The sequence below is a fragment of the Brevibacillus fluminis genome (assembly GCF_003710825.1).
Lineage (GTDB): Bacteria > Bacillota > Bacilli > Brevibacillales > Brevibacillaceae > Brevibacillus_D > Brevibacillus_D fluminis.
The window spans coordinates 161,078-186,745 of the sequence record NZ_RHHQ01000017.1 but is presented as its reverse complement, the minus strand read 5'-3'; the positions used below and the strand labels follow the sequence as shown (position 1 = coordinate 186,745).

At 50.4% G+C, this 25,668-nt stretch carries 25 protein-coding genes; 9 read left to right on the top strand and 16 right to left on the bottom strand.

Features of this window, described 5'->3' with window-relative positions; genetic code table 11:
- The first annotated feature begins 37 nt into the window (after positions 1–37).
- Positions 38–973, top strand: a complete 936-nt coding sequence (cysK, locus tag EDM56_RS21015; RefSeq protein WP_122919875.1) for a cysteine synthase A — start codon at positions 38–40, stop codon at positions 971–973.
- Between the two features lie 64 nt (positions 974–1,037).
- Here cysK and EDM56_RS21010 read toward each other — a convergent pair whose 3' ends face one another.
- The gene (locus EDM56_RS21010; protein WP_122919874.1) at positions 1,038–1,742 is read right to left on the bottom strand and encodes a hypothetical protein; all 705 of its coding nucleotides are present in this window, start codon (positions 1,740–1,742) and stop codon (positions 1,038–1,040) included.
- Positions 1,743–2,275: 533 nt separating this feature from the next.
- Between EDM56_RS21010 and EDM56_RS21005 the strand changes: the two genes are divergently transcribed.
- Positions 2,276–3,631 carry a hemolysin family protein gene (locus tag EDM56_RS21005; protein ID WP_122919873.1) on the top strand — a complete coding sequence of 452 codons (1,356 nt, stop codon included), beginning with the start codon at positions 2,276–2,278 and terminating at the stop codon, positions 3,629–3,631.
- Positions 3,632–3,691: 60 nt separating this feature from the next.
- Here the strand turns inward: EDM56_RS21005 and EDM56_RS21000 are convergent, their stop codons facing one another.
- The 7 genes from EDM56_RS21000 to EDM56_RS20970 form a co-directional block, all read right to left on the bottom strand.
- Entirely contained in the window at positions 3,692–3,964 is a 273-nt protein-coding gene (locus EDM56_RS21000; protein WP_122919872.1) for a hypothetical protein, read from the bottom strand.
- Positions 3,965–4,448: 484 nt separating this feature from the next.
- Positions 4,449–4,658 (bottom strand): hypothetical protein, encoded by a 210-nt coding sequence (locus tag EDM56_RS20995; RefSeq protein WP_122919871.1) that lies wholly within the window; start codon positions 4,656–4,658, stop codon positions 4,449–4,451.
- Positions 4,659–4,762: 104 nt separating this feature from the next.
- On the bottom strand, positions 4,763–5,365 hold the full coding sequence (locus EDM56_RS20990; protein WP_122919870.1) for a response regulator transcription factor: 603 nt from the start codon (positions 5,363–5,365) through the stop codon (positions 4,763–4,765).
- Entirely contained in the window at positions 5,362–6,501 is a 1,140-nt protein-coding gene (locus tag EDM56_RS20985) for a sensor histidine kinase (protein WP_122919869.1), read from the bottom strand. Before EDM56_RS20985 ends, EDM56_RS20990 begins: the two co-directional genes overlap by 4 nt.
- Positions 6,502–7,242 (bottom strand): ABC transporter permease, encoded by a 741-nt coding sequence (locus tag EDM56_RS20980; protein ID WP_122919868.1) that lies wholly within the window; start codon positions 7,240–7,242, stop codon positions 6,502–6,504.
- Between the two features lie 34 nt (positions 7,243–7,276).
- Entirely contained in the window at positions 7,277–8,161 is an 885-nt protein-coding gene (locus tag EDM56_RS20975) for an ABC transporter ATP-binding protein (protein ID WP_122919867.1), read from the bottom strand.
- 199 nt (positions 8,162–8,360) lie between these two features.
- Positions 8,361–9,512 (bottom strand): thiolase family protein, encoded by a 1,152-nt coding sequence (locus EDM56_RS20970; RefSeq protein ID WP_122919866.1) that lies wholly within the window; start codon positions 9,510–9,512, stop codon positions 8,361–8,363.
- A 242-nt stretch (positions 9,513–9,754) separates the two neighbouring features.
- On the opposite strand from EDM56_RS20970, the gene EDM56_RS20965 reads away from it, so the two are divergent.
- The 3 genes from EDM56_RS20965 to EDM56_RS20955 all read left to right on the top strand — a co-directional run bounded on the left by EDM56_RS20965 (position 9,755) and on the right by EDM56_RS20955 (position 13,107).
- Entirely contained in the window at positions 9,755–10,825 is a 1,071-nt protein-coding gene (locus tag EDM56_RS20965; RefSeq protein WP_122919865.1) for a branched-chain amino acid aminotransferase, read from the top strand.
- Positions 10,826–10,996: 171 nt separating this feature from the next.
- A complete protein-coding gene (locus EDM56_RS20960; protein ID WP_122919864.1) occupies positions 10,997–11,872 on the top strand; it encodes a LysR family transcriptional regulator in 876 nt (291 codons plus the stop codon).
- Positions 11,873–11,904: 32 nt separating this feature from the next.
- Positions 11,905–13,107 carry an MFS transporter gene (locus EDM56_RS20955; protein ID WP_122919863.1) on the top strand — a complete coding sequence of 401 codons (1,203 nt, stop codon included), beginning with the start codon at positions 11,905–11,907 and terminating at the stop codon, positions 13,105–13,107.
- Between the two features lie 62 nt (positions 13,108–13,169).
- Here EDM56_RS20955 and EDM56_RS20950 read toward each other — a convergent pair whose 3' ends face one another.
- Both EDM56_RS20950 and EDM56_RS20945 read right to left on the bottom strand, forming a co-directional pair.
- Positions 13,170–13,808: an NAD(P)-dependent oxidoreductase gene (locus tag EDM56_RS20950; RefSeq protein WP_122919862.1), complete on the bottom strand. Its 639-nt coding sequence runs from the start codon at positions 13,806–13,808 to the stop codon at positions 13,170–13,172.
- A 310-nt stretch (positions 13,809–14,118) separates the two neighbouring features.
- Complete coding sequence (locus EDM56_RS20945) at positions 14,119–14,991, bottom strand: transglycosylase domain-containing protein (protein ID WP_122919861.1); 873 nt, start codon at positions 14,989–14,991, stop codon at positions 14,119–14,121.
- A gap of 183 nt (positions 14,992–15,174) precedes the next feature.
- Between EDM56_RS20945 and xerS the strand changes: the two genes are divergently transcribed.
- Complete coding sequence (xerS, locus tag EDM56_RS20940; RefSeq protein ID WP_122919860.1) at positions 15,175–16,341, top strand: tyrosine recombinase XerS; 1,167 nt, start codon at positions 15,175–15,177, stop codon at positions 16,339–16,341.
- 47 nt (positions 16,342–16,388) lie between these two features.
- On the opposite strand, the gene EDM56_RS20935 is transcribed toward xerS, so the two are convergent.
- Together EDM56_RS20935 and fdhF are read right to left on the bottom strand one after the other, a co-directional pair.
- Positions 16,389–16,874 (bottom strand): helical membrane plugin domain-containing protein, encoded by a 486-nt coding sequence (locus EDM56_RS20935; RefSeq protein ID WP_122919859.1) that lies wholly within the window; start codon positions 16,872–16,874, stop codon positions 16,389–16,391.
- Positions 16,874–19,831 carry a formate dehydrogenase subunit alpha gene (fdhF, locus tag EDM56_RS20930; protein ID WP_122919858.1) on the bottom strand — a complete coding sequence of 986 codons (2,958 nt, stop codon included), beginning with the start codon at positions 19,829–19,831 and terminating at the stop codon, positions 16,874–16,876. Before fdhF ends, EDM56_RS20935 begins: the two co-directional genes overlap by 1 nt.
- A 530-nt stretch (positions 19,832–20,361) precedes the next feature.
- Here fdhF and EDM56_RS20920 point away from each other — a divergent pair.
- On the top strand, positions 20,362–21,135 hold the full coding sequence (locus tag EDM56_RS20920) for an SDR family oxidoreductase (protein ID WP_122919856.1): 774 nt from the start codon (positions 20,362–20,364) through the stop codon (positions 21,133–21,135).
- A gap of 84 nt (positions 21,136–21,219) precedes the next feature.
- Positions 21,220–21,558 (top strand): histidine triad nucleotide-binding protein, encoded by a 339-nt coding sequence (locus EDM56_RS20915; RefSeq protein WP_122919855.1) that lies wholly within the window; start codon positions 21,220–21,222, stop codon positions 21,556–21,558.
- A gap of 135 nt (positions 21,559–21,693) precedes the next feature.
- On the opposite strand, the gene EDM56_RS20910 is transcribed toward EDM56_RS20915, so the two are convergent.
- The 4 genes from EDM56_RS20910 to EDM56_RS20895 form a co-directional block, all read right to left on the bottom strand.
- Complete coding sequence (locus EDM56_RS20910; protein WP_122919854.1) at positions 21,694–22,161, bottom strand: DinB family protein; 468 nt, start codon at positions 22,159–22,161, stop codon at positions 21,694–21,696.
- Positions 22,162–22,368: 207 nt separating this feature from the next.
- Positions 22,369–22,821, bottom strand: a complete 453-nt coding sequence (locus EDM56_RS20905) for a VOC family protein (protein ID WP_122919853.1) — start codon at positions 22,819–22,821, stop codon at positions 22,369–22,371.
- Positions 22,822–22,922: 101 nt separating this feature from the next.
- The gene (locus EDM56_RS20900; protein WP_246009473.1) at positions 22,923–23,603 is read right to left on the bottom strand and encodes a formylglycine-generating enzyme family protein; all 681 of its coding nucleotides are present in this window, start codon (positions 23,601–23,603) and stop codon (positions 22,923–22,925) included.
- Entirely contained in the window at positions 23,603–24,283 is a 681-nt protein-coding gene (locus EDM56_RS20895; protein ID WP_122919852.1) for a TetR/AcrR family transcriptional regulator, read from the bottom strand. Before EDM56_RS20895 ends, EDM56_RS20900 begins: the two co-directional genes overlap by 1 nt.
- 362 nt (positions 24,284–24,645) lie before the next feature.
- Between EDM56_RS20895 and EDM56_RS20890 the strand changes: the two genes are divergently transcribed.
- Positions 24,646–25,551, top strand: a complete 906-nt coding sequence (locus EDM56_RS20890; RefSeq protein ID WP_122919851.1) for a DMT family transporter — start codon at positions 24,646–24,648, stop codon at positions 25,549–25,551.
- Positions 25,552–25,668: the final 117 nt, after the last annotated feature.

The following is a 25,668-nucleotide window of genomic DNA, read 5'->3' as shown; positions in this document are numbered from 1 at the left end:
ATTAAAAACTAACACAGTCGAAACGGGAGGAGACTGCATGGCAAACATCGCGAAAAAATTGACAGACCTGATCGGAAATACCCCGTTATTGGAGCTGTCTAACATTCAAGAGCATCATCAACTCGATGTAACATTGCTTGCAAAGCTAGAGTTTTTTAATCCGACCGGTAGCGTTAAAGATCGGATCGGCTATGCGATGATCAAAGATGCCGAAGAGCGCGGGCTGATCAACAAAGACACCGTGATTATCGAGCCCACAAGCGGAAATACGGGGATCGGTCTTGCATTCGCGGCAGCTTCAATGGGATATCGTTTGATCATTACGCTGCCAGAATCATATAGCATCGAACGACGCAAGCTGCTTGCCGCACTTGGCGCCGAGCTGGTACTCACGCCTGCCGAAGAGGGAATGGACGGAGCGATTCGCCGTGCCGAGGCGCTTGCCCATGAACACAAAAATTCGTTTATCCCACAGCAGTTCAATAATCCGGCCAACCCCGACATCCATCGTAAAACGACTGCCGAGGAAATTTGGCTGGATACGGATGGAGCAGTCGATATCGTAATCGCTGGCGTAGGCACTGGCGGAACGATCAGCGGTGTCGGCAAAGCGTTGAAAGAAAAAAATCCGGCTGTGACGATCGTCGCCGTCGAGCCGTTCGAATCAGCCGTGCTTTCCGGCGGCAGACGTGGCCTGCATCAAATCCAGGGAATCGGCGCAGGGTTTGTCCCAGAAGTATTCGATCGATCGGTGGTAGACGAGATTTTCCGCGTGAAATCGGAAAGCGCCATCGAAACGGCGCGAGAGCTGGCGAAAGGCGAAGGCTTGCTGGTCGGCATCTCATCCGGCGCCGCTGCATACGCTGCGCTGCAAATTGCCAAACGCCCCGAAAACAAAGGGAAAACGATCGTCGTCATCCTGCCGGATACCGGTGAGCGGTATTTGTCTACCGCTTTGTTCGAAGACCAATAGTCTAGCTGTTACAAAAAAGCCTCGCTTCCTCCGATGGTTCGGATGGAAACGAGGCTTCTTTCGACTATTCATTCAATGTAATGTTCGTTGGCAGCATGAACAGGCTGTAATATACACCTTGCAGACGCTTAAACTCTCTCGTCTCGTGAGTAATGTGATGTCCTCCTTGACCTGGTGTAACGGTATCCCAGGTCACTTCTTGCTGAAGCGGGAAATTGGTTGCGGGATCGACATACAGCGTGCTGGTGACAACCCCGTTAGCAATCGTTTTGGTAGCTGTTTTTTTGCGGGATTTCTTCCCGTCCGGCAAGACATAGATCTCACCCGTGTCTTTCCACGTAAATTCCGCTGCCATCTGCTCGATGTACGAATTTTTCAGCGCATTTTGGTTCACCACTGCGACCTTCGGATCGAAATGATCAACTTTCCCGAACGTCCGAACGACATTGATGCTCGGGTATTTGATCGTTACCTGGCGTTGTCCGCCGCTGAGCAAATATTGGCTTTGCTCGATTTTTCCGTCGATCTGATACGTATCGGTGCGCCCGAACAGATTGGTGCGGTCGTGCCAAATCTCCTCGTACAATCGGTTGGAACGCGTGATTTTGATGTATTCCATTTCTGGATTTTGCTCAGCATGCAGCTGCGCGTCGGTTTGGGTATTAATGGCCTTCGCCAGAGCATAGTCGGTTTGGCCAGAAGCATTGGCGGTTACAGAAAGCGACAGGACGGATAAGGCGATTGCTCCTGTCATGAAAATCTTTTTCATCGTGTCTCCAGCTCCTTCTTGTTGTCATGACTATTATACCCACTATCGTATTCTAGTTTTTTCCCAAATGAAATTATAAAAATAGTTCGACTTCAAATTACACCCAATATTAGTAAATAAATGGATGTAAGATCTACCGTCACCAAAATAAAAGCCACGAACAATATCGCAAGCAAGCTCTCCGGTAGTCGAGCTCGATCCGCAATCGCCGGTTCCCGGGATCATTCGCCAGCTGATCGACGTCCACCGCCATGTGACATTATGCACCGAGCTGGTCAGCTCCAAGCTGCTGACAGACTTGATCACTGAGCTTTTGCTCGGACGAACTTTCCATGACGAGAAAAACGGTCTGAGAGCGTTTGCTACCTCCTCACGCTACGAAAGGAATGGTTCACTTTTTCTGATGAGCAAAAATGGGGTTCTATTGCCGAAAAACAGCCGAATGCAGCTTTGAGCCATTTTCGGAAACTTGTTATACTAATAAAAGGTCAACTTCATAAAAATATTGCATGTGAAAGGATCGATCGTCTACTTTGGACAGTATACCGATAGTACTCAATTTACTGCTTGTCGCTTTTCTCGTGATTCTCAACGGTTTTTTCGTAGCTGCTGAATTCGCGCTTGTAAAAGTGAGGCATACCCGTTTGGCCCAGCTTGTCAACGAAGGGAACTCGCGCGCCGTCTATGCGCAAAAAGTCACGCAAAAGCTTGATGGTTACCTTTCCGCATGCCAAGTTGGTATTACGCTCGCATCTCTTGGTTTAGGTTGGGTCGGGGAACCGGCCATCGCCCATATGATCGTCGAGCCGTTGTTAGGCAACTTCCACTTGCCTGATTACATTATTTCCGCCATTGCCTTTGGCACAGCCTTCGCGGTGATCACGTTCTTGCACATCGTCTTGGGCGAGCTCGCACCGAAATCACTCGCGATTCAAAAGGCGGAAGGCACTTCTTTGTGGGTCGCCATGCCGTTGATCGCCTTCTACAAGTTGTTTTATCCGGCGATCTGGTTTTTAAACGGGACGGCAAACCGTCTGCTCAAGCTGATTGGCTTGGAGCCTGTGTCTGAACACGAAGCTGCGCATACCGAGGAAGAAATTCGCCTCCTCGTCAACCAGAGCCATGAAAGCGGCCATATTGACCAGACTGAAAAAACGCTCGTGGATAATGTGTTCGAATTTTCCGAAACTGTAGCACGGGAGATCATGATCCCCCGTATCGATATGATTTGCTTGTTTGCAACTGACTCGTTTCAGGAGAACCTGGATACAATCAAGTCTTTGCGCCACTCCCGCTTTCCGGTTGCTGCGGAAGACAAAGACAATATCATCGGGTTCGTCCATGCGTCAGACTTTTACCTTGCAGCCTTAAGTAAAAAGGAAGTTCTGATCGAAAACCTGCTCCGCCCTGTTTTGACAGTGCCGGAGTCGATGGAAATCAGCCAAGTATTGCGGAAACTGCAAAAATACCGTTCCCAAATCGCCATCGTGATCGACGAATACGGCGGAACCGCGGGTATGGTGACGATGGAAGACATTTTGGAAGAGATCGTTGGTGATATTCAAGACGAATTCGATCTTAATGTTCGCCCTGAAATCGAAAAGACCGAGAAAGGCTTATCCGTTGCGGGCAAAGTGCTCTTGGATGATCTCGATGACCACCTGCCGTTCGAGCTCGAATCGGAAGATGTTGATACGATCGGCGGCTGGGTTTACAGCCAATTGAATGAAGGAATCGCCGTCGGCAAATCGCTTGCATTTGAGGACCATCTCTTTACCATCACAGAAATGGATACACATCGTATCACACGTGTCATCATCACAAAGCAAGCGCCTGCAGAATCGACGCAGGCTTCCACCCCACAAGAGCGAGAAGGCGCGCTCGTCTAACCAACAAAAACAGGCTCCGGGCACTTTTTGCCGGAGCTTTTTTAATGCCCGCTTCCCTTCTTACCGCTTGTCCATCCCGTTTTCCATTCGCCGCGACATTGCTCGCTCGAGAAACCCGCCATTTCCCTGGCCTTGTTTGCTGCTTTTCGATTCATCCTTTTGCGCGTCAAAATAGGGGGCGGTAGCAGAAGAACTTGAAGTCAGTTTGGTGTTGTCCTGCTTGTGTTGGTGCCCGCAGTTCTCCTGCTCAGCCTGTTCGATCGCAAGCTCAAGCGCCGCATTGCCTTCCAGTTCCGTTTCAGGTATCTCATTCTGCAAGTATGGGCTGGTCATCGTAAGTAATCCCTCCTATGGTTAAGTATCACCCGACGTCTGACAGAACATGTATGTTTCCCCTACCCCCCATTACGAATTCAGGTGCCTTCCACCTAATCCCCTTCTTCCCGTAGCCAAACTGAACAGCAAGAGAGGCATTCCCACGCAATAGGTATAATCGAAATACACCCATGAGCATCCTGCTCCGCCATCCTGGCGAGATTGGTCGGGAGGATCAGGATGGAGTCCCCAATCGTGCATAAAAAGACCAATGCCGTAAACTGCCGGACTGTGATGCTCCCTTGTCGCATCATTTCCTCATCCTTTACCATTTCGGACATGACTCACATAGACTGATGTTAGTATATACCATGTTCGGGCAACGCCATTCTCGGCGCAAGCACGATAAAAAAGCCTGCTCCCCATCTTGCGGTATCCTCAAATTGAGCTTACACGCTTCCTGGGAGAAGGCCTTTTTCACGTTTGCGTCCGTTCGCTATTCCTACGAACCACCTGTACGTCTGCGTTGGTTATTCGGTTTTTTCGTTTGTTGACTTTTCATAACTTGATTCGAAGCCTTTTGGTTTCCTGCTTGATTCCCGTTTGCTTGTTCTTGTTTCTTTTGTGCCAGCTTGCGTTTCATCGCTTCTTGCAGGCTGATTTTCCCCGGCTGGGCTGCAGTATCTTTGATTTCGTTTTGGTTTTCACTCATCTTAATTTCCTCCGTCATTTGCAAACGAATGTTTCGGCATGCCGCGTGTTTTTATTTTACTGGAAATTTGCGTTTTCTGCTAGTGTAACTGCAAAAGACGGCCGTTATTTTATCCATCCTTTGCTTTCGGCGATTGCAACGGCATCGATCCTGTTTTTCGCCTCTAACTTTTGCATGATCTCCGAGATGTAGTTGCGGACCGTTCCTTGGGACAAAAACAGCAGGGTTGCTATCTCTGCAACACTTTCGCCCTTAGCCAGCCGACGCAAGATTTCCTGCTCACGCTCGGTTAGCGGATTGCTCTCCTCCCACAGGGTAAATGCCAACTCCGGATGGATGACGCGCCCGCCTGAAAAGATTTTGCGCAGCGCCTCGGCCAGTTCCGAAACCGGCGAATCTTTGAGCAAATACCCTTGCACGCCAGCTTTCATCGCTCGCTGGAAATAGCCTGCTCGGGCAAAGGTGGTAACGATGACCGTCCTGCACGGAATACTCTCCGCTTTGATCGCTTCCGCTACATCCAAACCGCTTTTCAGCGGCATTTCGATATCGAGCACACACAAGTCAGGCTGTTTTTGCCTGATGAGCTGCATTGCCTGCTCGCCGTTTTCCGCTTCTCCCACGACCTCAATGTCATCTTCCAATGCAAGCAAGGTAGACAAAGCGCCGCGCAGCATTCCCTGGTCTTCCGCAAGTATGACTTTCATTTCATGCCCTCCGCCGTTCTCTCTTTCTTGATGCGCGGGATCGTGATGGTGATGACGCTACCTTTGCCCTCCGCATCGGCGAATGCCAGCTTTCCATCTAAGAGAGCCAACCGATCGCGCATTCCCGGGAGCCCATTTCCCATCATGGTGCCTTTGGCGATCCCTTTGCCGTTATCGCTCACGACCAGTCGATAGGCGCCTTTTGCCAATTCCAGACGCATGTCACAGTGAGTCGCCCTGCTATGCTTGACGACATTCGTGACGCATTCCCGCAAACACATGCCAAGCACCGTTTGAATCAGAGGTGGCAGTTCGCCTAACGCCCCTTCTTCATTCACAGTAAATGAAATGCCCGCAGCATTCAGCAGTTTACCCGCATGGTCGACCTCTTCTGCAAAGCAAATGGTCTGCATGTCACTGACCAGCTCCCGCACCTGCTGAAGCGCCGTGCGCGATGTTTGCTGGATTTCTCGCGCCTCTGCGATCGCCCGCTCCGGATGTTTGGTCACCAGACGCTCCACAAGCTCGCTTTTTAATGTAATCAGCGAAAGTGTATGACCCAGCGTATCGTGCAGGTCTCGGGCGATCCGCTGACGCTCTTCATTTTTAATCAAACGTGAAATCTCATCATTAGCCGATTCCAGCTGTTTTTTCAGCTCTTTGGATTTGCGGTTGGCCCGCATCGAATAAGGAAGCATGGTCAAAATGATCAACAACGGGATGAATTGCAGCGTCTCCATTGCCGCTTGCTGGGCATAATTCACGTATAGCGTGCCGGAAAACAACACCATCATCAGCGCAGCTGAAATGGTGATCAAGCGGATCGAGATGAGCCTCCCCATCGCCATCACTGCGTAAAAGCCCAAATACAAGTAGTTCGGGCTGTAGCGGTATCCCATAAAGGCAATCGCGATGATTTGCACCCAGACGAAGTATGCAAGCCCGTTTTTCTCCTCGCGCCAGGTGCTTTGTTGCCAGGCACAAGCAATCACGAGAAACATCAGGTAGCCAAGCCAAACCTCGCCGAACGGGTGCGGCAGCAAATAGAGAAACGGGATAAACAAGTTTAAAAGTAAAACCCATGCAAATATCCCCATCTTCTCGGGAAACCCTTGAAACGAACTGCCAAATTTCATTTATACCGCTTCCTGTTTTTGATGTACATAGCTAGATCCTATCACAAACACGATCAAGTATGCAGCAAGTATCATCGCATTCCCCCAGCCTGGCGCGTGCCCAGCCAAAAGCTCCCATGCACCGCTGGCGAAATGAAATGTTGGTGTCCAGAATGCAATCTCACGCATCACTTCCGGCATGCTTTGAACCGGCATCCATAGCCCGCCTGTAAGCGAAAGCCCCAATTGCAGAACGGTACAGAGAATTTGTGCGATTTCGGCTTTCCGCGATGAACCGATCAAAGAACCGAGCGCGAGAAATATAAGCGAACCTGCCCATAGCCAGATGCCGCATCCGATCCATTGCATAGGCGCAAGCGATACGCCTTTGACAAAATAACCGGTGAGAAACATTGCGACAATCACCCCAAGGTTCACGATTGAAAGCGCAAGTATTTTGGCCCCGATATAGGCGCGAGGCGACAGCGGTGTAATCTGTAGCAGCCGGACAAGCCCTTGGGCACGCTCCTGAGACATTTTAACGGCGAGCGAGTTGATGCTTGCGTTGATTAAACCGAATGCGGTCATAGAAATCAGGTAGTAGGCTTTCCAGACGGTACCGCCAACCTCGGCATTTTCTCCAACCGTACTGGAAAAGATCATATAAAACAAGATCGGAAAACCAAGGCTCATAAAATAAAATCGTTTGTTACGTACGAGTCGCAACAATTCCATTTTGCATTGCGATACAAACATCTTCATCTACAGATTCCCCTCTCAAATTTGTGCGTTCCCATTAGCCAACCAACGATTGGTATGCTTCAACAAGACCGCCTTTATGGACCGAAATATCGCGAATGTCGAGCCCTTGCTGCACAACGCCGAACAAGATTCGGTCCGTGTCAGAACCAAAAACTTTGACACGATTGCCTTCGCGCTGCACATCCGTGACGCCGGTAATGTCGTACAAGCTTTTGAGCGTTACGCTCGGTCCTGCTATAAATGAGACATGCTGATTGCCAGTGGATGATTCTCGGATTTGTTCGATCGTACCGTCCGCCAGAACTCGGCCTTGATTCATGATGACGACCCGATCCGCGATGCCATCTGCTTCCTCCAGGTAGTGCGTGGTGACAATGATCGTCCGGCCGCTGCCTGCAAACGAGCGAATCGTCTCCCAAAAGAGCGTCCGGGACGATATATCCATACCGACCGTCGGCTCATCCAGGAAAATGACGTCTGGGTTGCCCGCCATCGCCAAGGCGAAGCTGAGCCGTCTGCGTTGGCCGCCGGATAATGCGGTGGCAAATTGGTTCCGTTCCTTTTGCAAAGAGGAAATCGCCAAGAGCTCATCCGTCGACAGCGGGTTATTGTAATAGCTGCGGAACAAACGGATCGTCTCCTCGACTTTCAAATCATCGATCACGCTTCCTTCCTGCAGCATAGCCCCCACTCGCTCGCGCACACTCGCATCTTTTGGAGAACCGCCGAGCAGGCGGACAGACCCTGCAGTTGGTTTCATTAATCCGAGTAGCAAGCTGACTGTCGTTGTTTTCCCTGCGCCGTTCGGCCCCAATAGCGCGACAACGCTACCTGCCTCGATTTGAAGCGAGATCCCATCGACTGATTTTTTCTCGCCGAAATGCTTGGAGACGCGGTCGAGTTCAATGACGTGATTCATATTTGACACCTTCCATTTCGTTCGGTTTTTCTGGTATGAACCTAGCTTACAAGGAAATCACACCCTTGCTCAGTCATGAACATCATCAGATGAAGATGATAAATGTCATGTCGTTCGTATGATCGTCATCATCTGCTGTAACGCAAAAAAGCACGAAAAAAACAGCCGCATCGCTGCAGCTGCTTTCCTTTCGATATTTTTATCCCAATCGTTCGATGATCGTCGCATTCGCCATGCCGTGTCCCTCGCACATCGTCTGCAAGCCGTAGCGTCCTCCTGTCCGTTCCAGCTCATGCATCATCGTGGTCATCAGTCGTGCGCCGCTTGCACCGAGCGGGTGTCCGAGGGCGATCGCGCCGCCATTCGGATTCAGCTTGGCCGGATCAGCACCGGTTTCCACAAGCCATGCCATCGGCACGCAGGCAAACGCTTCATTCACCTCGAACACATCGATATCGCCGATGGTAAGCCCAGCTTTTTTCAATGCCTTCTCTGTCGCCGAAATCGGACCTGTCAGCATGAGTGTCGGATCTGAGCCCACGACGACGCGAGTGATGACACGGAAACGTGGTTTTAGACCGAGTTCCTCTGCTTTCTCTCGCGTCATGAGCAAGACGGCTGCTGCTCCGTCGCTGATCTGGCTGGCTACCCCGGCATGTATCCTACCGTTTTCGATGAAGGACGGCTTGAGAGTCGCCAGTTTTTCAAGTGATGTGTCTGCCCGGGGTCCTTCGTCCGCTGTTACCGTTTTGTTCGTCCCATCCGCCAGCGTAACGGTGAGCGGCATGATCTCACGTTCAAAACGGCCCTGCTGCTGGGCTGCTGCCGCCCTTTGATGGCTTTGCAGGGCGAATTCCTCCATTTGCTGGCGGCTGAATCCCCACTTTTCGGCAATCCGTTCTGCGGAGAGACCCTGATGAATCATTTCATAGCGCAACGTCAGCTGCTCGCTATACGCCACGTCTTGGCGACTCGAGAGCATCGGTACTCGAGACATGTTTTCGATCCCTGCGGCTACCACTACATCCATGTCACCGCTCACGATGGCTTGTGCGGCGAAATGAACCGCCTGCTGACTTGAACCACATTGGCGGTCAATCGTGGTGCCCGGGACATGGATCGGATAGCCCGCGATCAAAGCAGCCACGCGGCCGATATCCACCGACTGCTCACCGATTTGGGTGACACAGCCCATAACCACATCCTCAATGATCGCAGCGGAAATGCCTGCGCGCTGCACAATCTCACTCAGCACTGTCGCAGCCAAATCGTCTGCACGCATGCCGCTCAATGCTCCATTTCGTTTTCCAACCGGGGTCCGTACCGCTTCCACGATGACCGCTTCTCTCATCTTTCGTCATCCTTTCTCTCACCGGAATCGCATGTTTGTTTTGAATTGAACGAACACTCACTCAATTTCATTATACGCCCCATGGACTGGCTGGTAAAGCTCCTCCTCCCGCCCTCGAAAATGGACTAATTTGGTGAATTACTGAGCGCTTGTTAGCCAAAGTTATTTACAATAAATTAAATTTAGTAAATAATTATCATGAGAGTACCTACAGAAATTAAAAACGATGGGAGTCTTCCAAAATGGGTAAAATCGCATTCGAGCAGAACCAACATCCGAAACAGAAACCAGACCAAAGCAAATTGGGCTTTGGCAAGCATTTTACCGACCATATGTTCATCATGGATTATACAGACGGAAAAGGCTGGCATGACGCGCGCATCGTCCCTTATGCACCAATCGCGCTGGAGCCATCCTCGATGGTGTTCCATTATGGACAAGCCGTTTTCGAAGGGCTGAAAGCGTACAAAACGTCTGACAACGAAATTCTTTTGTTCCGTCCGGACAAAAACATGGAGCGCCTGAACAAATCCAATGACCGCTTGAGCATTCCGGCGATCGATGAAGAATTCATGATCGAAGCGATCAAAGAACTGGTCCGCGTCGACGCCGACTGGATCCCAGTCGAAGAAGGCACTTCCCTTTATATCCGTCCGTTCATTATCGCGACTGAACCATTCTTGGGCGTGCACGCCTCCCATAACTATATGTTCATCGTCATCCTCTCCCCAGTTGGCGCGTACTACGCAGAAGGTATCCAGCCAGTAAAAATCAATGTGGAGAGCCACTACGTTCGCGCGGTTCGCGGCGGTATGGGTTCAGCCAAAACAGCTGGGAACTACGCAGCAAGCTTGCGCGCGCAAGTGGAAGCACAAGAGAGCGGCTACTCTCAAGTGCTGTGGCTCGATGGGATCGAGAAAAAGTACATCGAAGAAGTGGGCAGCATGAACGTGTTCTTCAAAGTGAACGGCGAAGTGCTCACTCCTGAGCTGAACGGAAGCATTTTGGATGGCGTTACCCGCAACTCCATCATCGCGCTCCTTAAATCGTGGAACGTGCCGGTGGTCGAGCGCAGAGTCTCCATCGAAGAGCTGTTCGAAGCGCATGCAAACGGAACGCTTGAAGAAGCGTTCGGTACCGGTACTGCGGCAGTTATCTCGCCAATCGGTGAGTTGAACTGGGATGACAAAAACATCGTGATCAACGAAGGCAACATCGGCGAGCTGTCCCAGCGCCTGTACGACACTGTCACTGGCATCCAACGCGGTACACTGGCTGACACGTTGGGTTGGACCGTAAAAGTTGAAAAGTAATGCGTTCGCGCAGACTGTCGAGCTCGACTCGGCAGTCTTTTTATGTTTTTTTTCACAGATCCATTACCACGAAGCATGAAACTCATGCAAAACTCGTATTGGAAGTTATATTTGATGACAACTATAATGAAAACAGATCAACCACATTGGTGGCAAAAATGAGGGATTACGATGGAGTGGCACCAAATCCAGTATTTCCAAACAGTTGCGCGAACACAGCATTTTACACGAGCAGCAGAGCTGCTATCCATCTCTCAGCCCGCTCTCAGCCGTTCCATTTCCCGGCTGGAGGAAGAGCTTGGCGTGCTGCTGTTTGAACGGCAGGGACGGACAATTGTGCTCAATCAGTATGGACAACGGTTCCTGCAACGGGTGGAACGCGCGATCCAGGAGATTGAAATCGGCAAGCAAGAAATTCTGGATGCGATCGACCCGGATCGCGGCAACGTCTCACTCGCCTTCTTGCACTCATTGGGCATTGAGTTCGTCCCTGAACTGATCAGTTCGTTTCAGGCGCATCATCCACAAGTAACCTTTCAGTTGTCACAGGCGTCCTCTGACGTGCTGCTTGATCAAATCCGAACGGGTAGCATCGATATCGCCCTCTTTGCCAGGATGAAGCCCGAGGACGGCATTCGCTGGGAGCCGCTCCTCACGGAAGATTTGTACATCATTGTCTCGAACTATCATCCGCTTGCCGCGTTTGATGAGGTGGAGCTAAAAGAGATCGCCAATGAACCGTTTATCGCCTTAAAGCGCGGGTACGGGCTGCGCAACATTACCGACAAGCTGTTCAAAGAAGCCGGGGTTTCGCCCCACATCACCTTTGAAGGCGAAGACATTTCGACCGTCGCAGGTCTTGTCGCCACCAAGCTCGGCGTTTCACTTCTCCCTGGCGTCAAGGTGCTGGAAACCATGCACGTCAAGCCTTTACGAGTTACCTCGCCGCATTGCAGCCGCACCATCGGGATCGCGTGGAAAGAAGATCGCTATCTGCCGCCCGTCGCCAAGCGGTTTCTCTCTTTTGTCACAGGGAAAGAAATATAACGACACGACGCAAGAAAAGAGGTTTACCCATCATGAGTTATCTGGAGCAAGGAACATCCGGCTTCCGCAAAGCCAATCTGGCCCTGTTCGCGGGAGGATTGAATACATTCGCCATCCTGTATAGCACGCAGCCGCTGATGCCGGAGTTCTCCAAAGAATTTCACATCTCGCCGACCGTTGCGAGCCTTTCGCTGTCCGTGACAACGATCGCACTTGCTATCAGCATGCTGTTGGTCGGTTCGCTTTCCGAGGCATGGGGGCGAAAATCCGTGATGACCATCGCCCTGTTCGCTGCTTCCATTCTGGTCGTTTTCACCGCGTTTTCAACCAATTTTCACATGCTGCTCCTCTTTCGCATCTTGCAGGGCATCGTGCTTGCCGGTTTGCCTGCCATCGCCATGGCATATCTCGGCGAAGAAGTTAATCCGACGAGCCTTGGTGTTGCGATGGGGCTTTATATTAGTGGGAACTCGATCGGGGGCATGGGCGGCCGCATCATCACCGGCATGTTGACCGACTACTTTAACTGGCACGTCGCCATGGTCGGAATCGGCGTCGTTAGCATCATCGCCAGCCTGATGTTTTGGCGGATGCTGCCCAAATCCGAAAACTTTTACCCGCGAAAGCTGGAGCTCGCAACTATGCTCCAATCGCTCATCAGCCACTGCAAAGACACGCGTCTTCTGTGCCTGTATGGCATCGGCTTCTTGCTGATGGGTAGCTTCGTCACACTGTTCAACTACATCGGCTATCAGCTGACAGAACCGCCCTACTCGCTCAGTCAAACATTGGTCGGATGGATTTTCATCGTCTATATTGTCGGAACGTTCAGCTCCACCTGGATGGGCCGTCTGGCTGACCGATACGGGCGCCGCAAAGTCTTGTGGATCGCTTTATTGATCATTTTCGTCGGTGCTTGTCTTACGCTCGTAGCCAGCCTGTTGGTGAAAGTGGTCGGTATCGCACTGTTTACTTTCGGTTTTTTCGGCGGACATTCCATCGCAAGCAGTTGGATCGGCCGGATCGCCACACATGACAAAGCGCAGGCCTCATCCCTTTACTTGTTTTTCTACTACGTCGGCTCCAGTGTCGGCGGGACATTCGGCGGAACGTTCTGGAGCAGCTATGGCTGGACCGGTGTCGTCGGGATGATTGCATTTTTCCTGATCGCCGCACTCCTGCTCTCAATCTTCTTATCGTCGATTTCCAAAAAACGCTTATTGGCAACAACATAAGCGAAAAAAAAAGCCGATGAGAGTTCTTTCTTCTCTCATCGGCTTTCGTATATTCTATCCGATTATTCTGCTTCACCAACAACCGTAAAGCGTTCATTGCGGTGTTGTGGATTTTCGATCTCGTCAACCAGTGCGATCGCGTAATCAGCATAACTTACATAGCTGTTGCCTTTGGCATTGACCAGCAGATGATCTTTGCCTTTGCGGTAGGAACCGGTACGTTTGCCTTCTGGATCGAAGAATGCGGAAGGGCTGATAAACGTCCAGTTCAGCGATTCAGTAGCTTGCAAATCCTGCAGGTTTTTCCCTTGGTTTTGCGCTGTCGCCAGGTAGATCGCCGGGAAATCAGGCGTTTCCATGACACGAAGCGTTTTTGCTTCATCTACGAACAGGCTGCCTGCGCCGCCGACCACGATCAGTCGAGTGTTCGTCCCTTTCAAAGCTTCAATCAACACACGCCCCGCTTCGACGTGCAAATGCTCGTTGCCAGGCCCCGCGCCGAACGCATTGACCACGACATCAAAGGCCTGCAAATCAGCAGTTGTCAGCGAAAAAACGTCTTTCTCCAGAAGCGCTACATTTGTCGCATCCAGCTTCGATCGATCGCGCACAATCGCGGTGACTTCATGCCCGCGTTCCACCGCTTCCTTTACGATCTGTTTCCCTGCTTTACCTGTTGCTCCGATTACTGCGATTTTCATCTTTGTTTCCTCCTAATGGTTGTTGGATGGATTTTTTTATCAACGCGTCCGCTCTCGTAACAATGCCCGTTTTGCTTTTGTTTCAATCGTCATGGCACCGGAAGAGCGATTTTATTGCTTGATGCTGCAAGTCTTCGATGTAACCACAAAAGTTACAACACGGTCAAAAAAAAGAATTACCGCCACTACTTTCCACTCGCTTCGGTAATTCATTCACGAAAGGATGATGTTTTCATCTCATTTCCGCTCCCGATGTAACCATTATAGTTACAGCGATACATTGAAGTCAACCTATTTTTTCATTACCGGATTACTGCGCCGGTTGCAGCAAGTGTTCGCTTGCCTGCCCTGTGGCAGACAAGTCGCGATATCCGAGGCTATCCATCCGTTGCAGCACGATCTGCCCGCGGGCTTTCGCTTTTGCTTCATTCTTTAGGGGCGAGTACGTTTCCGGCGATTTGAGCAAGCCGGCAAGCATCGCTGCCTCATTTTCCGTAATCGTCGACTTTCCAGGCACCCCTTTTTTGACGGTTTTGCCGAAATAAAGGTTCGCTGCTGATTCGATTCCATATTTCCCGTGGCCATAATAGACCTGATTCATGTACACCTCCAGCAATTGCTGTTTGGTATAAGCCTGATCCAAATAAAGCGCGAGTGCCATTTCTTTGCCTTTGCGCAAAAACGTTTTGTCCTGGGTCAAAAATAGGTTCCGTGCGAGCTGCATCGTAATCGTGCTTCCGCCCTGTGCTTTTTGTCCTTCGAGCAAATCGACATATACCGCTCGTGCCAGACCGCGCGGATCGACGCCAGCATGCTGATAAAAACGGTGATCTTCAATCGCAATGATCGATTGATAGACATAAGGAGGCAAATCCTGAATGCGAACGGCCGGGCGATCTGGCAGTCCTTTTTCACCCTTGATCCAGCCGTTTTGAATCGATGCTTCCAGCTGTACCAGCTGTTGTTGATCGGCTAGCAAATACCCCGTCCCTACCATTCCGATATAGGCAAAAAATGGCAAACACATGAGGACTGTGAGCAAGATGCGCCAGCGCAGCCTTGCCATTGTGCGTCGATCCGTCGCCTGTTCCGCCGCCGGCATGTATGTTACTTGTGATGTTTTATCGTCAATCGTTTTCTCGTGAAGCAAGGGTCTTTCGAGTATCATTCCGGTTTCATTCATTGCTGACACCCCCTACCGATTACCTCCACTTTACGGGATTCGAGTGCGCTGGTTCTATCGATTTAGCTTTCAGCAATCTTACAGCATTGTAAGGAAACGTGCGAATCTGTGAAAAAAGCGCACAGCAAAAGCTAGGAAAACATGGTAAGCTGGTAGAAAGTATGTGTTTTGAGGTGATCCATCTTGTCAACGACGAAGCAACGCGACGCCCAGCAGCTGCTTGGCCGCATCCCTCATTTTCCTTGGTTTGTCGAAAAATTCATCAATCACAAAAAAGCAAAAAAATCATCCGTTTCGACATTACTTGCCTACCTGCGCGACTATGAGTTCTTTTTCCGCTGGATGATTGCAGAGGGGTTAAGCGAATCGAGCACGATCAAAGAGGTGACGCTGGCTGAGCTGAACCAGCTGCGTAAAGAGTCGATCGAAGGCTATCTCATTTATTTACAAGAATCCCATCTGTATAAACGCGCCGTTCTAGTCGATAATCCGACCAAAAGCTCGCGCAAGGAATATAGCGACCATACACTCGCCCGCAAAATCTCTAGCTTAAAATCGCTGTTCTACTACCTGTCAGCCCTTTCAGAGGACGAACACGGCGAATCGTACTTAACCCGCAATGTGATGGCCAAAATCGAGATGAACGTGGAGGAAGCGACGCCACTTGCGCGTGCCAACACCATTCGGTCCAAAATCTTGATTGACGAGCAAATCCAACGCTTTGTCGATTTCGTCTCCCACGGTTATGCAGCCCATTGTGACACGAAAAAGAAGTTGGAATCCCACCAGCGCAACCGTATGCGAGATACGGCGATCGTCGCCCTGATCTTATCCGGCGGTTTCCGCGTGTCTGAAGTTATCAATTTGAATCTGTCCGATGTCATTCTGGAAAAGAATCAACTGCGCATGGTGCGCAAAGGCAAAAAAGAAGATGCGCCCTTTTTCAGCGACTGGGGCAAACAATATTTGATGGAGTATTTGGCACAGCGAGACCGCTATCGGCCTACGGATGGGGAAGATGCCCTGTTTCTTGCCATCTCTGCTACGAAGCCGACTGGCCACCGTATCGAGCTGAGAAGCGTGCAAAAGCTGGTCAAAAAGTACGCTACGGCCTTCGGCATACCTGACTTGTCCGTCCATAAGCTGCGGCACAGTTTCGCCACCCAGTTTTTACGCATCAATCCCGATCCCCATCAGCTGCAGGCACAGCTTGGTCACTCCAAAATCGAGACGACGATGCAGTATGCGCACGTGCTGGAAGATCGCCTGATCGACGCGGTGAACCGAACCACCCATCGTGGTCTAGATTCAGACGATCAGGTGGATGGCATGCCCAAGCATGACCTGTAATCATTCGATGAAAAAAAGGCAGCCCGCAGGCCGCCTTTTTCTTTTGCTCATTTCTCTTCCTTCAACCCTTCGCCCATTCCTTTGAGGAAATTCAGGCCAAAGCCAATTGCGCGGTTGATGTCCGGGTCTTTCAATACCTTCATCAGATCGAACAGGCTGACGGTCTGGTTCGCCTCCAAGCCTTCCTGCGCTTTTTTGACGCCATTTGCGAGGGAATGGACCATTTTTTTGCTCGTGTCTGGATCGATCTCGGTCAACGCCTCCATCACGCCCATCGCGCTGTTAATCGCATTGGTCACTGGGGGACGGAGTAGCTGGCCGAGTGCGATTTTAGCAATATCTTCCTTCGCCTTAACCAGCGAATGGATTGCGGGCAAAATGCCAGCTTCATGCAGCTCTTGTAAAAGCTTGACCGTTTCGAGCAAGCCTTCCGCATTCTCCGACACTTCTTGCAGCACTTCTTCGAGACGCGCCTTTTGCCATTCTTCTGGCGTCGGCTCCGCTTTGCGAATGGTCGTGATCGGTTTCGCCATTATCGTTTCCCCCCTCCCGCCAGATTGACGTCCGCAATCGGCACATAGTCTTCCCGCGCCCATTTGCGCTCCACCTGTACGCCGAGCTGCGGATTGCGTTTCGCATAGCGCGGATTGTATTTGGGCAGCGGCACTTTTCCGATCTCCGCCAAAATTTCCATGCGCACTTTCGTCTGCTTGTACGCAGGCGTCTGTGTCCGTACATCTACCGCATTGCCGGTCAAAATGTTGATCGCATTTTCATGGCTTACCGAATGCATCGGCACATACAGCTCCATTCCTTGAACCCGATCGGTGACCAGCGCGCGCAGCTTGATCGCTCCGTATGGCGAGACGAGTCGAACCATCGTGCCATCCTTCACGCCCCGCTCTTGCGCGAGCGCAGGGGGCACCTCTACGAATACATCCGGCACCTTGTACTGAATGCCTTTTGACTTGTTCGTCATGTTCCCTTCATGGAAATGCTCCAGCATGCGTCCGTTGTTTACGACCAAATCGAATTCCGGCGGGAACTCAACCGGTGCCACGTAATCGACCATGGAGAAGCGCGCTTTGCCGTCTGGGAAGTTGAACCGTTCGAGATACAGCAGCGGCTCGTCGGTGCCATCTGGCAGCACCGGCCAAACTTGGCTGTTCCAGCCTTCCAGGCGCTTATAGGATACGCCGGAGAATACCGGAGCAAGCGAGGCGATTTCGTCCATGATTTCGCCCGGATGGCTGTAATTCCAGCTGGCGCCGAGTCGGTTCGCGATTTCTTGGATGATCTGCCAATCTGGCTTGGCATCGCCCAAAGGTTCAAGCGCTTGATACAGGCGTTGAATACGGCGCTCGGTGTTGGTGAAGGTGCCATCTTTTTCAAGCGACGGGCATGCCGGCAAAATGACATCCGCGAATTGCGCGGTTTTTGTGAAGAAGACATCCTGGACAACGAAAAACTCTAGTTCACTTAGCATTTCGTGCACATGCAGTGAGTTGGAATCAACCCATGCCATGTCTTCCCCCATCAAATACATGCCTTTCAGCTTGCCTGCTTCCACCGCTTTCAGCATCTCAATGTTGGTGTAGCCTGGCTTCGGCGAAATGCTTACGCCATACGCTTTTTCAAAATGGGCTCGCGCAACGTCATTGGATACATGCTGGTAGCCTGGCAGCCATTGTGGCAGCGTGCCCATGTCGCATGCCCCTTGCACGTTGTTGTGCCCGCGCAGTGGATAAGCGCCTGCGCCGGGACGACCGTAGTTACCGGTGACCAAAAGCAGGTTGGAAATCGCAGCCGACGTGTGCGAACCCGCGATGTTTTGCGTGACGCCCATTCCCCACAGCACGCAGGTACCGTCCGCCTCATGAATCAAGCGAGCTGTCTCCTCCAGCTGTGCAATGGAGATGCCAGTAATGTTCGACGCATACTCAAGCGTGTATGGCTGCAAAAATTGCAGGTAGTCTTCATATCCGTTGACACGCGCAGAGATGAACGATTCGTCTTGCCAGCCCTGGTCGATCATGTATTTGGCGACCGCGGTCAGCCAGACAAAATCTGTGCCTTGGCGCGGGTGCAAATAAATGTCGGAACGCTCCGCCATCTCATGCCGTCTGAGGTCGCTCACAATCAGCTTTTGTCCGTGCAGCTTTTTCGCCCGCTTCACACGCGTGGCAAGCACGGGATGGCCTTCCGTCGGATTCGCCCCGATGATGATCACCAAGCCGGCGCTGGCGATGTCTTTGATCGTGCCAGAATCGCCGCCATAGCCGACAGTGGAAAGCAGACCGTCCGTGGCCGGAGATTGGCAATAGCGTGAACAGTTGTCCACATTGTTTGTCTCGAACACTTGTCGAGCGAGCTTTTGCATCAAGTACGCTTCTTCATTCGTCGTTTTCGATGAGCTGACGAACCCGAGCGCATTGCCGCCGTATGTATCTCGCAGCTCCCCGAGGCGCCGGGCAACTAGAGACAGCGCCTCTTCCCAGGTCGCTTCCACAAACGTGTCACCGCGGCGAATCAAAGGCGTTGTCAGGCGTTGGTCGCTATTAACGAAATCCCAGCCGAACTTCCCTTTGATACAGGTAGAAATGCTGTTGACCGGCGCGTCTTCCGATGGCTCGATTTTGAGAATATGCCGGTCTTTTGTCCACACTTCAAATGTGCAGCCGACCCCGCAAAACGTGCAGACTGTCTTCGTCTTTTTCGTCCGCGTCTCACGCATCGCCGATTCCGCTTCGGAAATGGCCAAAATCGCACCATACCCCGGCTCGACCTCTTTAACCAAGTCGATCATCGGATTGAGCATGTCTTTGCCGATGCTGGTCATGAAGCCCGCTTCACCGAGCATCGATTTTTCCATCAGCGCATTGCACGGGCAGACGGTGACACAATGGCCGCATGAGACACAGGACGATTCGTTGATCGATTTGTTGTCATCCCAGATGACGCGCGGCATGTCACGCTCCCAATCGATGGTCAGCGTTTCATTCACTTGCAAGTCCTGACAGGCCTCCACGCATCGACCGCATAAAATGCATTGGTCCGGATCATACCGGTAAAACGGATGGGTCATGTCAACCTCGTACCCTTTTTCACGGAATGGCCGCTCCTGGTGCTCAACCTCCATCAGCTCCACCGTGTTGTGTACCCGGCAGTTGCCGTTGTTGTTGTCACAGACGGTGCAGTACAGCATATGGTTTTGCAATACCCGGTCCATCGCCTCTTGCTGCGATTGGCGCGCGTTGTCGGATGAGGTCAGGATGTTCATTCCATCCGTGACGACCGTCGAGCATGCGCGCATCACCTTGCCGTCGATTTCACACATGCAGGTGTCACAGGTTTGGATCGGGCCCAATACGGGCGAGTAGCATATGTGTGGATGCTTGATCTCATTCTCAAGCAAATAATCGAGCAATCTGGTTCCTTCTGTGATTTCATGGGTAACCCCGTTTAACACGAATTGAATCTGTTTCGTCATGTGCCATCCTCCTTGATTAGAAAACCTGGCTACGCCAAGCTTTTGGGGGAGCCGCGGTTGCACTTATACTGGATAAGAATTTTATAAATTCTTATCCGTAGAACAAAAACCTTTATCGGAGCCAATTCATTAAGAAGTTATCGCATGGTTGCGGGAAAACAAAAAACCACCATAAAACAACCTACGCCGCCCGTTGGACAACCCAAGCTGTTTCATGGTGGGGTAACACAAGGCACATCCTACCTGTTATCCATCCCGCCATCGCAATGATCCACGTTCAGGATGCTGTGCGATGGCCAGGTGCCAGACACAACGATCGACAAACGTTATCTATAATACTAATCGAAATCGCGCAAAAAGTATAGAGGATGCAGGCAATTCTCAAGAAGAAAACGGTTGCTGGAATCCACAACAAGATGGTCTCGAATTTTTGGCATTTCTACTGCTAGAACTCAGAAACGTTGATATAATTTTCCAATAAATGAATTCTTTTGCACGATTCCACTTTGTGCGAAAAGGAGTGAAGATATATGACACAAACGCGCAAAATCGCCGTCATCACAGGTGCTACCCGCTCTGTAGGGATCGGCGCCGCCATTTGCAAAGCGCTGGCTGCACAAAACACCGATATTTTTTTCACCCATTGGCGTAGCTATGATGCAAGCATGCCTTGGGGAGTGGGAGCATCGGAGCCTGAGGAGCTGGCACGGGACATAATCAGATTAGGAGTTCGGTGTGCACATATCGAGGCCGATCTGTCACAGCCCGATACGCCTGAAAACATCATGGAAGCAGTCGTGGCACAGCTTGGCGTTCCGTCTATCTTGGTCAACAATGCCGCCTTTTCTCTACCAGACACCATCGATACCTTAGATGCCGACATTCTGGACCGTCACTATGCCGTCAACGTTCGCGGCACCATCCTGCTCAGCGCTGCATTCACCAAACGTTTTACCACAGAAAAAGGCGGCCGAATCATCAATCTCACTTCCGGACAATCGCGCGGCCCGATGCCGGGAGAAATCGCCTATGTCGCGTCAAAAGGAGCCGTCGAGGCATTCACCTTGACGTTCTCAGCGGAGGTCGCGAGCCGAGGCATTACGGTGAACGCGGTCAACCCTGGCCCTACCGACACAGGCTGGATGAGCGATGAGACCCGGGCTGCTCTCGGCCCCCGCTTCCCTTTTGGGCGCATCGGGCAACCGGAAGATGCTGCGCGCTTGGTTGCCTTTTTGGCAAGTGAAGAAGCTGCTTGGATCACCGGACAAGTGATTCACTCCGAAGGCGGCTTTCGGCGAGTCTAGCAGAATGCGAGCGAAAAACTGGAAAAACCGCTGCACATCCACTACAATAAAAAAGAGAATTGAGAGAAAAGGACGTGTTTATCCATGGATTGCATTTTCTGCAAAATCGTAAACGGCGAGATCCCCTCCAAAAAAGTGTATGAGGACGAGCATGTCGTCGCATTCGAGGATATTAACCCGATTGCCCCTGTACATATTTTGACCATTCCGAAAAAACACATCTCTTCCGTGCTCGATATCAAAGAGGAAGACAAGGAACTGATCGGTCACTTGCATCTGGCCTTGCAAAAAGTGGCGGCAGCGACCGGCGTGAACGAAGACGGTTTCCGCGTCATCACCAACACTGGCGTACACGGCCAGCAAACGGTCTTCCACATTCATTATCATTTGGTTGGCGGCCGCCAGCTGGAATGGAAAATGTAACGATCGAGCAGTTAGAAAGCCTGGCTACGCCATGTTTTGGCTTAAGCCGCGGTTGCACTTATACTGGATAAAAAAAGTCGGTTGCTTCTCCGTTTTGGGGAAGCACCGACTTTTTTTATCGATAACGATGTTCTTTTACAAGTAGGGTTCCTTGCCTTGCACGATCCATTCTTCCTTCGATGGCCCATACACGCCTGCAATTGGCAGTCCTGCTTGGCGCATCAGCACGGTCATTTGTCCGCGATGGTGAACTTCGTGCTGGATCAACAAGCGTAAATGGGCGGCGTTTTCCAGGATTGTTTCATCGTTCCACTGAGACTCCACCGCTTCGGCGAATTGCTGCGATACCCGTTTGTACTCACTAGCGATTTTTTCAGCAGAAGACGGAGCGAGCTCCTTGCCGTCCGGCTTAGGGAAGTTAAGGCCTAGTTGCGTCATGCTCCCGAGCACCCAGGCGAGGTGCCAGGCGATTTGGCCCAACGTCCGATGGTCCGGCGTCATTGCCTGTCCGAGCGATTCATCTGTCAAAACATCTAAGAGACGCTGCGTTGCCTCCGTCTCGCTTTTCCATTCCGTAAGAAACTCGGTCGTCGTTCGAATCATGTGATTGTCCTCCTTTTGTTCGTTTCACCTCATTCTACCCTGCCATCCCTGACAAAATCGGTCAGTGAAGTGGTAACGAAAAAAAGAAATTGATTTTCACATCACACTGACTGCCCGTATCACGATTGCCTTATCAAACAACCGGTTCTGTTCATGTCTCACTTCCAATAGACCTATGTAACGAATCTTGCCTTTGACATACCCTTCTTAAGTCCGATTGTGCATGGCTTCCCACTCCCAATATTTCACAACGCCAAGCTCCGGTTTAGGTTCATCCGTCAGCATGCTGATGAATTCCAGCGAATTCCCGTCCAAATCCCGGAAAAATATTGACACCGCCGGCATCCATGCCGCCACTTCCAGGTCTTCTGTGCCATCATTGGAAAAGCTTCTGAGGCAGAGCCCTTTTTCTTTCAAAAAAGCGACGGCGTTCTTCATGTCCTTGCGTTCCACTTCAAACGCGAAATGGCGACTCACCCATTTGTCTTGCGGCACTTCCCATACGCCGAGCATTGCTTGCCCCTGCTTGTCGATCCAAAAGAAATCCACCCTGCGCTCCGGTACCCTGTGCGCGAATGACAGTCCAATCCGTTCGTAAAAAAGCCGTGACGCCTCCAAATCCGTGACCAAAACATGCGTTTCAAACAACCCTTTTATCATGGTTATCACCTCTCTTGTACTGTAGATGATTTCCACGATTCGCGCGATTGACCATTGGTCGTAGGCCGGTCTTAAGACCTGCTAGATGAATATCCATCGCCTTATACGGACCTAGCAAGGCGAAAGCCGAGATCGTCGATACGAAAAGTCGGATGACTGCGACGACGGCAACTCGCACCGCAACCTCTTGATTCCTCCGCCCAGCTACCACCACGAAAAACCCTGTAAGATCCGTACACATCTTCATCATAAATGTCCCAGCACCACTCCCAGACATTACCTAGCATGTCGTAGAGCCCCCACGCATTGGGCTCCTTTTTCATCACCTCTTGAACTCCGCCTCCCGAATTTTCGCGATACCAAGCAATGGTTTCCAGTTCACCATACCGATATCCGCTTGTTCCCGCTTTGCACGCATATTGCCATTCCGCTTCTGTTGGGAGCCGAAATCCATTTGACTCCTTGTTCCAAACAACGTCCTCACTGTCGTCGCTTATCGTATAACATTCCATGAAGCCCAGATACCGTGAAAACATATTGCAAAAGGTGACCGCATCTCGCCATGATACTTCTGTAACCGGTACCTTCAAATCTTTCGTATTCCACTTTGCTTGATGCATCATGAAGCTGTACAAGTCTTTCGTAACAGGAATTGGCGCCATCTGAAAAGCATCTACCTGCACCACCCACGCTTTCTTGATGCGGTCATCCCTTAATTGGACTTCTCCCGATGGAATGTTCACCATTGGATAGTTGGTTTGATTCCCCCATGCGAATGACATTAGTTTTCCTCCGTTCTACGGATGCTCTCTTCCCCGCAAAGACGTTTTACATAGTCCTCGCATATCTTTCTGTTATCGCCGCCGAATGGTAGTGGAATATTCGCCGCGCGAAAGAAGCTTAACCCGACTGCCATCGCTAGGATACCGTATGCCGTGCTTTGTGGATCTACCGGTGCTATTGCTCCCTTTTTGTTGCCGGAATCTATAATCTTTGCGATCCCCTGAAAATCTCTTTGATAGCTCTCTGACGCGATCTCTTGTAGCTTAGGATCGAGCGCTGTTTTGGAGAAAAACTGCACAAAGAGCTTCGCTTGATCTTCATATGGGATATACATGCATTCAACGCCATCAAGCTCTGAGACATGAATCTTTTTCTCCTGATCGTCGCAGTATGGGGGCAAAATATGCTTCAGTACCACGTCAAGCATTTCACCAGACGTCATCGAACGATCAATTTCGTATTCGATCTTTTTGCCATAATAGGCTAAAAACGCTTTGAAAGCTTCGATTGTCAAATTCTCTTTATTCTTGAAATAATACGCGATTACCCCTTTCGAGCAATTCGCGAATTCAGCCACCCTTTCCAGTGTCATTCCGTCGATTCCATAAGCACTAATGCACGTTAACGCAGCGTCGATGACATCTGCTTTGCGCTTCTCTTCCATTCCCAGTTTCGGCATGTGGTCCCCTTGGTCATTTATTTATTCCGTACGGTCAGAATAAATAAAACTTACACAATGCCTGGTAATTTGTCAAATAATAGTGAAAAGCTGTTAGGGTAAATTCAAGCCCATACAATCATTCAGAATGAAGGACTACTCAAAACAAAGGGCTAGAATGACCTATTGCAGTTTCGATTTTGTGGATCTGCTAAAAGCGATTTTGTAGTATTATTATGAGACAGCATTGAAAGGAGATGAAAGTCGATGATGTATTCACCACTTTTTGAAAATGATGTACCTGTAACTATTCTCCCTTAACGGAAGAATGTTTACATCTCCGTTAAGGACATGAATTATTGTCTAAAAAACGGAGGGCAACCATGAAAAATACCTTATTAGGTTCTTTATATTTATCACTCGCTGCCAGTATTTGGGGCGGAATGTATGTTGTTGTTAAAGTCGTAGTCGGCATCGTCCCACCACTCGAATTAGTATGGCTTCGCTATGTAATTGCTCTCGTAGCATTACTAATGATCGGAGCCATTACAAAACAGTCATGGTATGTGGCGAAACGCGGCTGGTTATTAATTGTTATGATTGGGTTCATTGGGAATACGATTTCCATCGTAACTCAAGAGGCCGGAACGATGCTATCTTCTGCACAAATGGGGGCCATTATTACATCAACAACACCTGCATTTATGGTGCTGTTTGCACGAATGATCCTGAAAGAAAAAATTACGGCAAGGAAAGCTATTTCGATTGTTTTAGCCACTATTGGTGTTTGTGTTATTGTCGGAACTTCCCAAATTGATCCCTCAAATCAGCTTGGTGGCTTATCCCTGATTATCGCGGCGCTTACCTGGTCACTTATGTCTGTACTCGTAAAGCGTGTTCCCGGGCAATATTCACAAATTGTTGTAACAAGCTACAGTATCCTTGTAGCCATTATTTTACTAACGCCTTTTACACTTGAGCGATTAACCAAGCTTGATTTTCAAGCGATCATGCATCCTTCCATTTGGGGAGGCCTTCTATACTTGGGGGTCATTTCTACGGCGTGTGGCTTTTTGTTATGGAATCGAGGCTTGCAAAAGCTTAACGCTTCCAGTGGCGGATTGTTTTTCTTTTTCCAACCTATTGTCGGTACGTTTTTAGGATGGTTATTATTAGGCGAACAGATTGGGTTGTCTTTTTGGATGGGTACAGCATTGATTTTTATTGGGGTGCTATTAGTCATTCGCGAGGATAAACCCCAGAAAAAAACCATAACCGTGGTAAAATGAATAGAAGCATGAATTGAAACAGCGGCAGTCTAGGGCTTTATTCCTTATCCCAGATTGCCGCTGCGGTTCTTCGCTCAACAACAATGTGTGGGAAGATTAATCGCACATTTTTAAATA

Excerpts from the sequence above, each read along its gene's own strand:
- EDM56_RS21010 (WP_122919874.1), bottom strand. The coding sequence starts at position 1,742 with ATGAAAAAGATTTTCATGACAGGAGCAATCGCCTTATCCGTCCTGTCG.
- EDM56_RS20920 (WP_122919856.1), top strand. The coding sequence starts at position 20,362 with ATGACACAAACGCGCAAAATCGCCGTCATCACAGGTGCTACCCGCTCT.
- EDM56_RS20960 (WP_122919864.1), top strand. The coding sequence starts at position 10,997 with ATGGAGTGGCACCAAATCCAGTATTTCCAAACAGTTGCGCGAACACAG.
- fdhF (WP_122919858.1), bottom strand. The coding sequence starts at position 19,831 with ATGACGAAACAGATTCAATTCGTGTTAAACGGGGTTACCCATGAAATC.
- EDM56_RS20945 (WP_122919861.1), bottom strand. The coding sequence starts at position 14,991 with ATGAATGAAACCGGAATGATACTCGAAAGACCCTTGCTTCACGAGAAA.
- EDM56_RS20990 (WP_122919870.1), bottom strand. The coding sequence starts at position 5,365 with ATGAAAGTCATACTTGCGGAAGACCAGGGAATGCTGCGCGGCGCTTTG.
- EDM56_RS20985 (WP_122919869.1), bottom strand. The coding sequence starts at position 6,501 with ATGAAATTTGGCAGTTCGTTTCAAGGGTTTCCCGAGAAGATGGGGATA.
- EDM56_RS21000 (WP_122919872.1), bottom strand. The coding sequence starts at position 3,964 with ATGACCAGCCCATACTTGCAGAATGAGATACCTGAAACGGAACTGGAA.
- EDM56_RS20890 (WP_122919851.1), top strand. The coding sequence starts at position 24,646 with ATGAAAAATACCTTATTAGGTTCTTTATATTTATCACTCGCTGCCAGT.
- EDM56_RS20935 (WP_122919859.1), bottom strand. The coding sequence starts at position 16,874 with ATGGCGAAACCGATCACGACCATTCGCAAAGCGGAGCCGACGCCAGAA.
- EDM56_RS20900 (WP_246009473.1), bottom strand. The coding sequence starts at position 23,603 with ATGTCATTCGCATGGGGGAATCAAACCAACTATCCAATGGTGAACATT.
- EDM56_RS20905 (WP_122919853.1), bottom strand. The coding sequence starts at position 22,821 with ATGATAAAAGGGTTGTTTGAAACGCATGTTTTGGTCACGGATTTGGAG.
- EDM56_RS20915 (WP_122919855.1), top strand. The coding sequence starts at position 21,220 with ATGGATTGCATTTTCTGCAAAATCGTAAACGGCGAGATCCCCTCCAAA.
- EDM56_RS20980 (WP_122919868.1), bottom strand. The coding sequence starts at position 7,242 with ATGAAGATGTTTGTATCGCAATGCAAAATGGAATTGTTGCGACTCGTA.
- EDM56_RS20910 (WP_122919854.1), bottom strand. The coding sequence starts at position 22,161 with ATGATTCGAACGACGACCGAGTTTCTTACGGAATGGAAAAGCGAGACG.
- EDM56_RS20970 (WP_122919866.1), bottom strand. The coding sequence starts at position 9,512 with ATGAGAGAAGCGGTCATCGTGGAAGCGGTACGGACCCCGGTTGGAAAA.
- cysK (WP_122919875.1), top strand. The coding sequence starts at position 38 with ATGGCAAACATCGCGAAAAAATTGACAGACCTGATCGGAAATACCCCG.
- EDM56_RS20950 (WP_122919862.1), bottom strand. The coding sequence starts at position 13,808 with ATGAAAATCGCAGTAATCGGAGCAACAGGTAAAGCAGGGAAACAGATC.
- EDM56_RS20895 (WP_122919852.1), bottom strand. The coding sequence starts at position 24,283 with ATGCCGAAACTGGGAATGGAAGAGAAGCGCAAAGCAGATGTCATCGAC.
- EDM56_RS20995 (WP_122919871.1), bottom strand. The coding sequence starts at position 4,658 with ATGAGTGAAAACCAAAACGAAATCAAAGATACTGCAGCCCAGCCGGGG.
- EDM56_RS20975 (WP_122919867.1), bottom strand. The coding sequence starts at position 8,161 with ATGAATCACGTCATTGAACTCGACCGCGTCTCCAAGCATTTCGGCGAG.
- EDM56_RS20955 (WP_122919863.1), top strand. The coding sequence starts at position 11,905 with ATGAGTTATCTGGAGCAAGGAACATCCGGCTTCCGCAAAGCCAATCTG.
- EDM56_RS20965 (WP_122919865.1), top strand. The coding sequence starts at position 9,755 with ATGGGTAAAATCGCATTCGAGCAGAACCAACATCCGAAACAGAAACCA.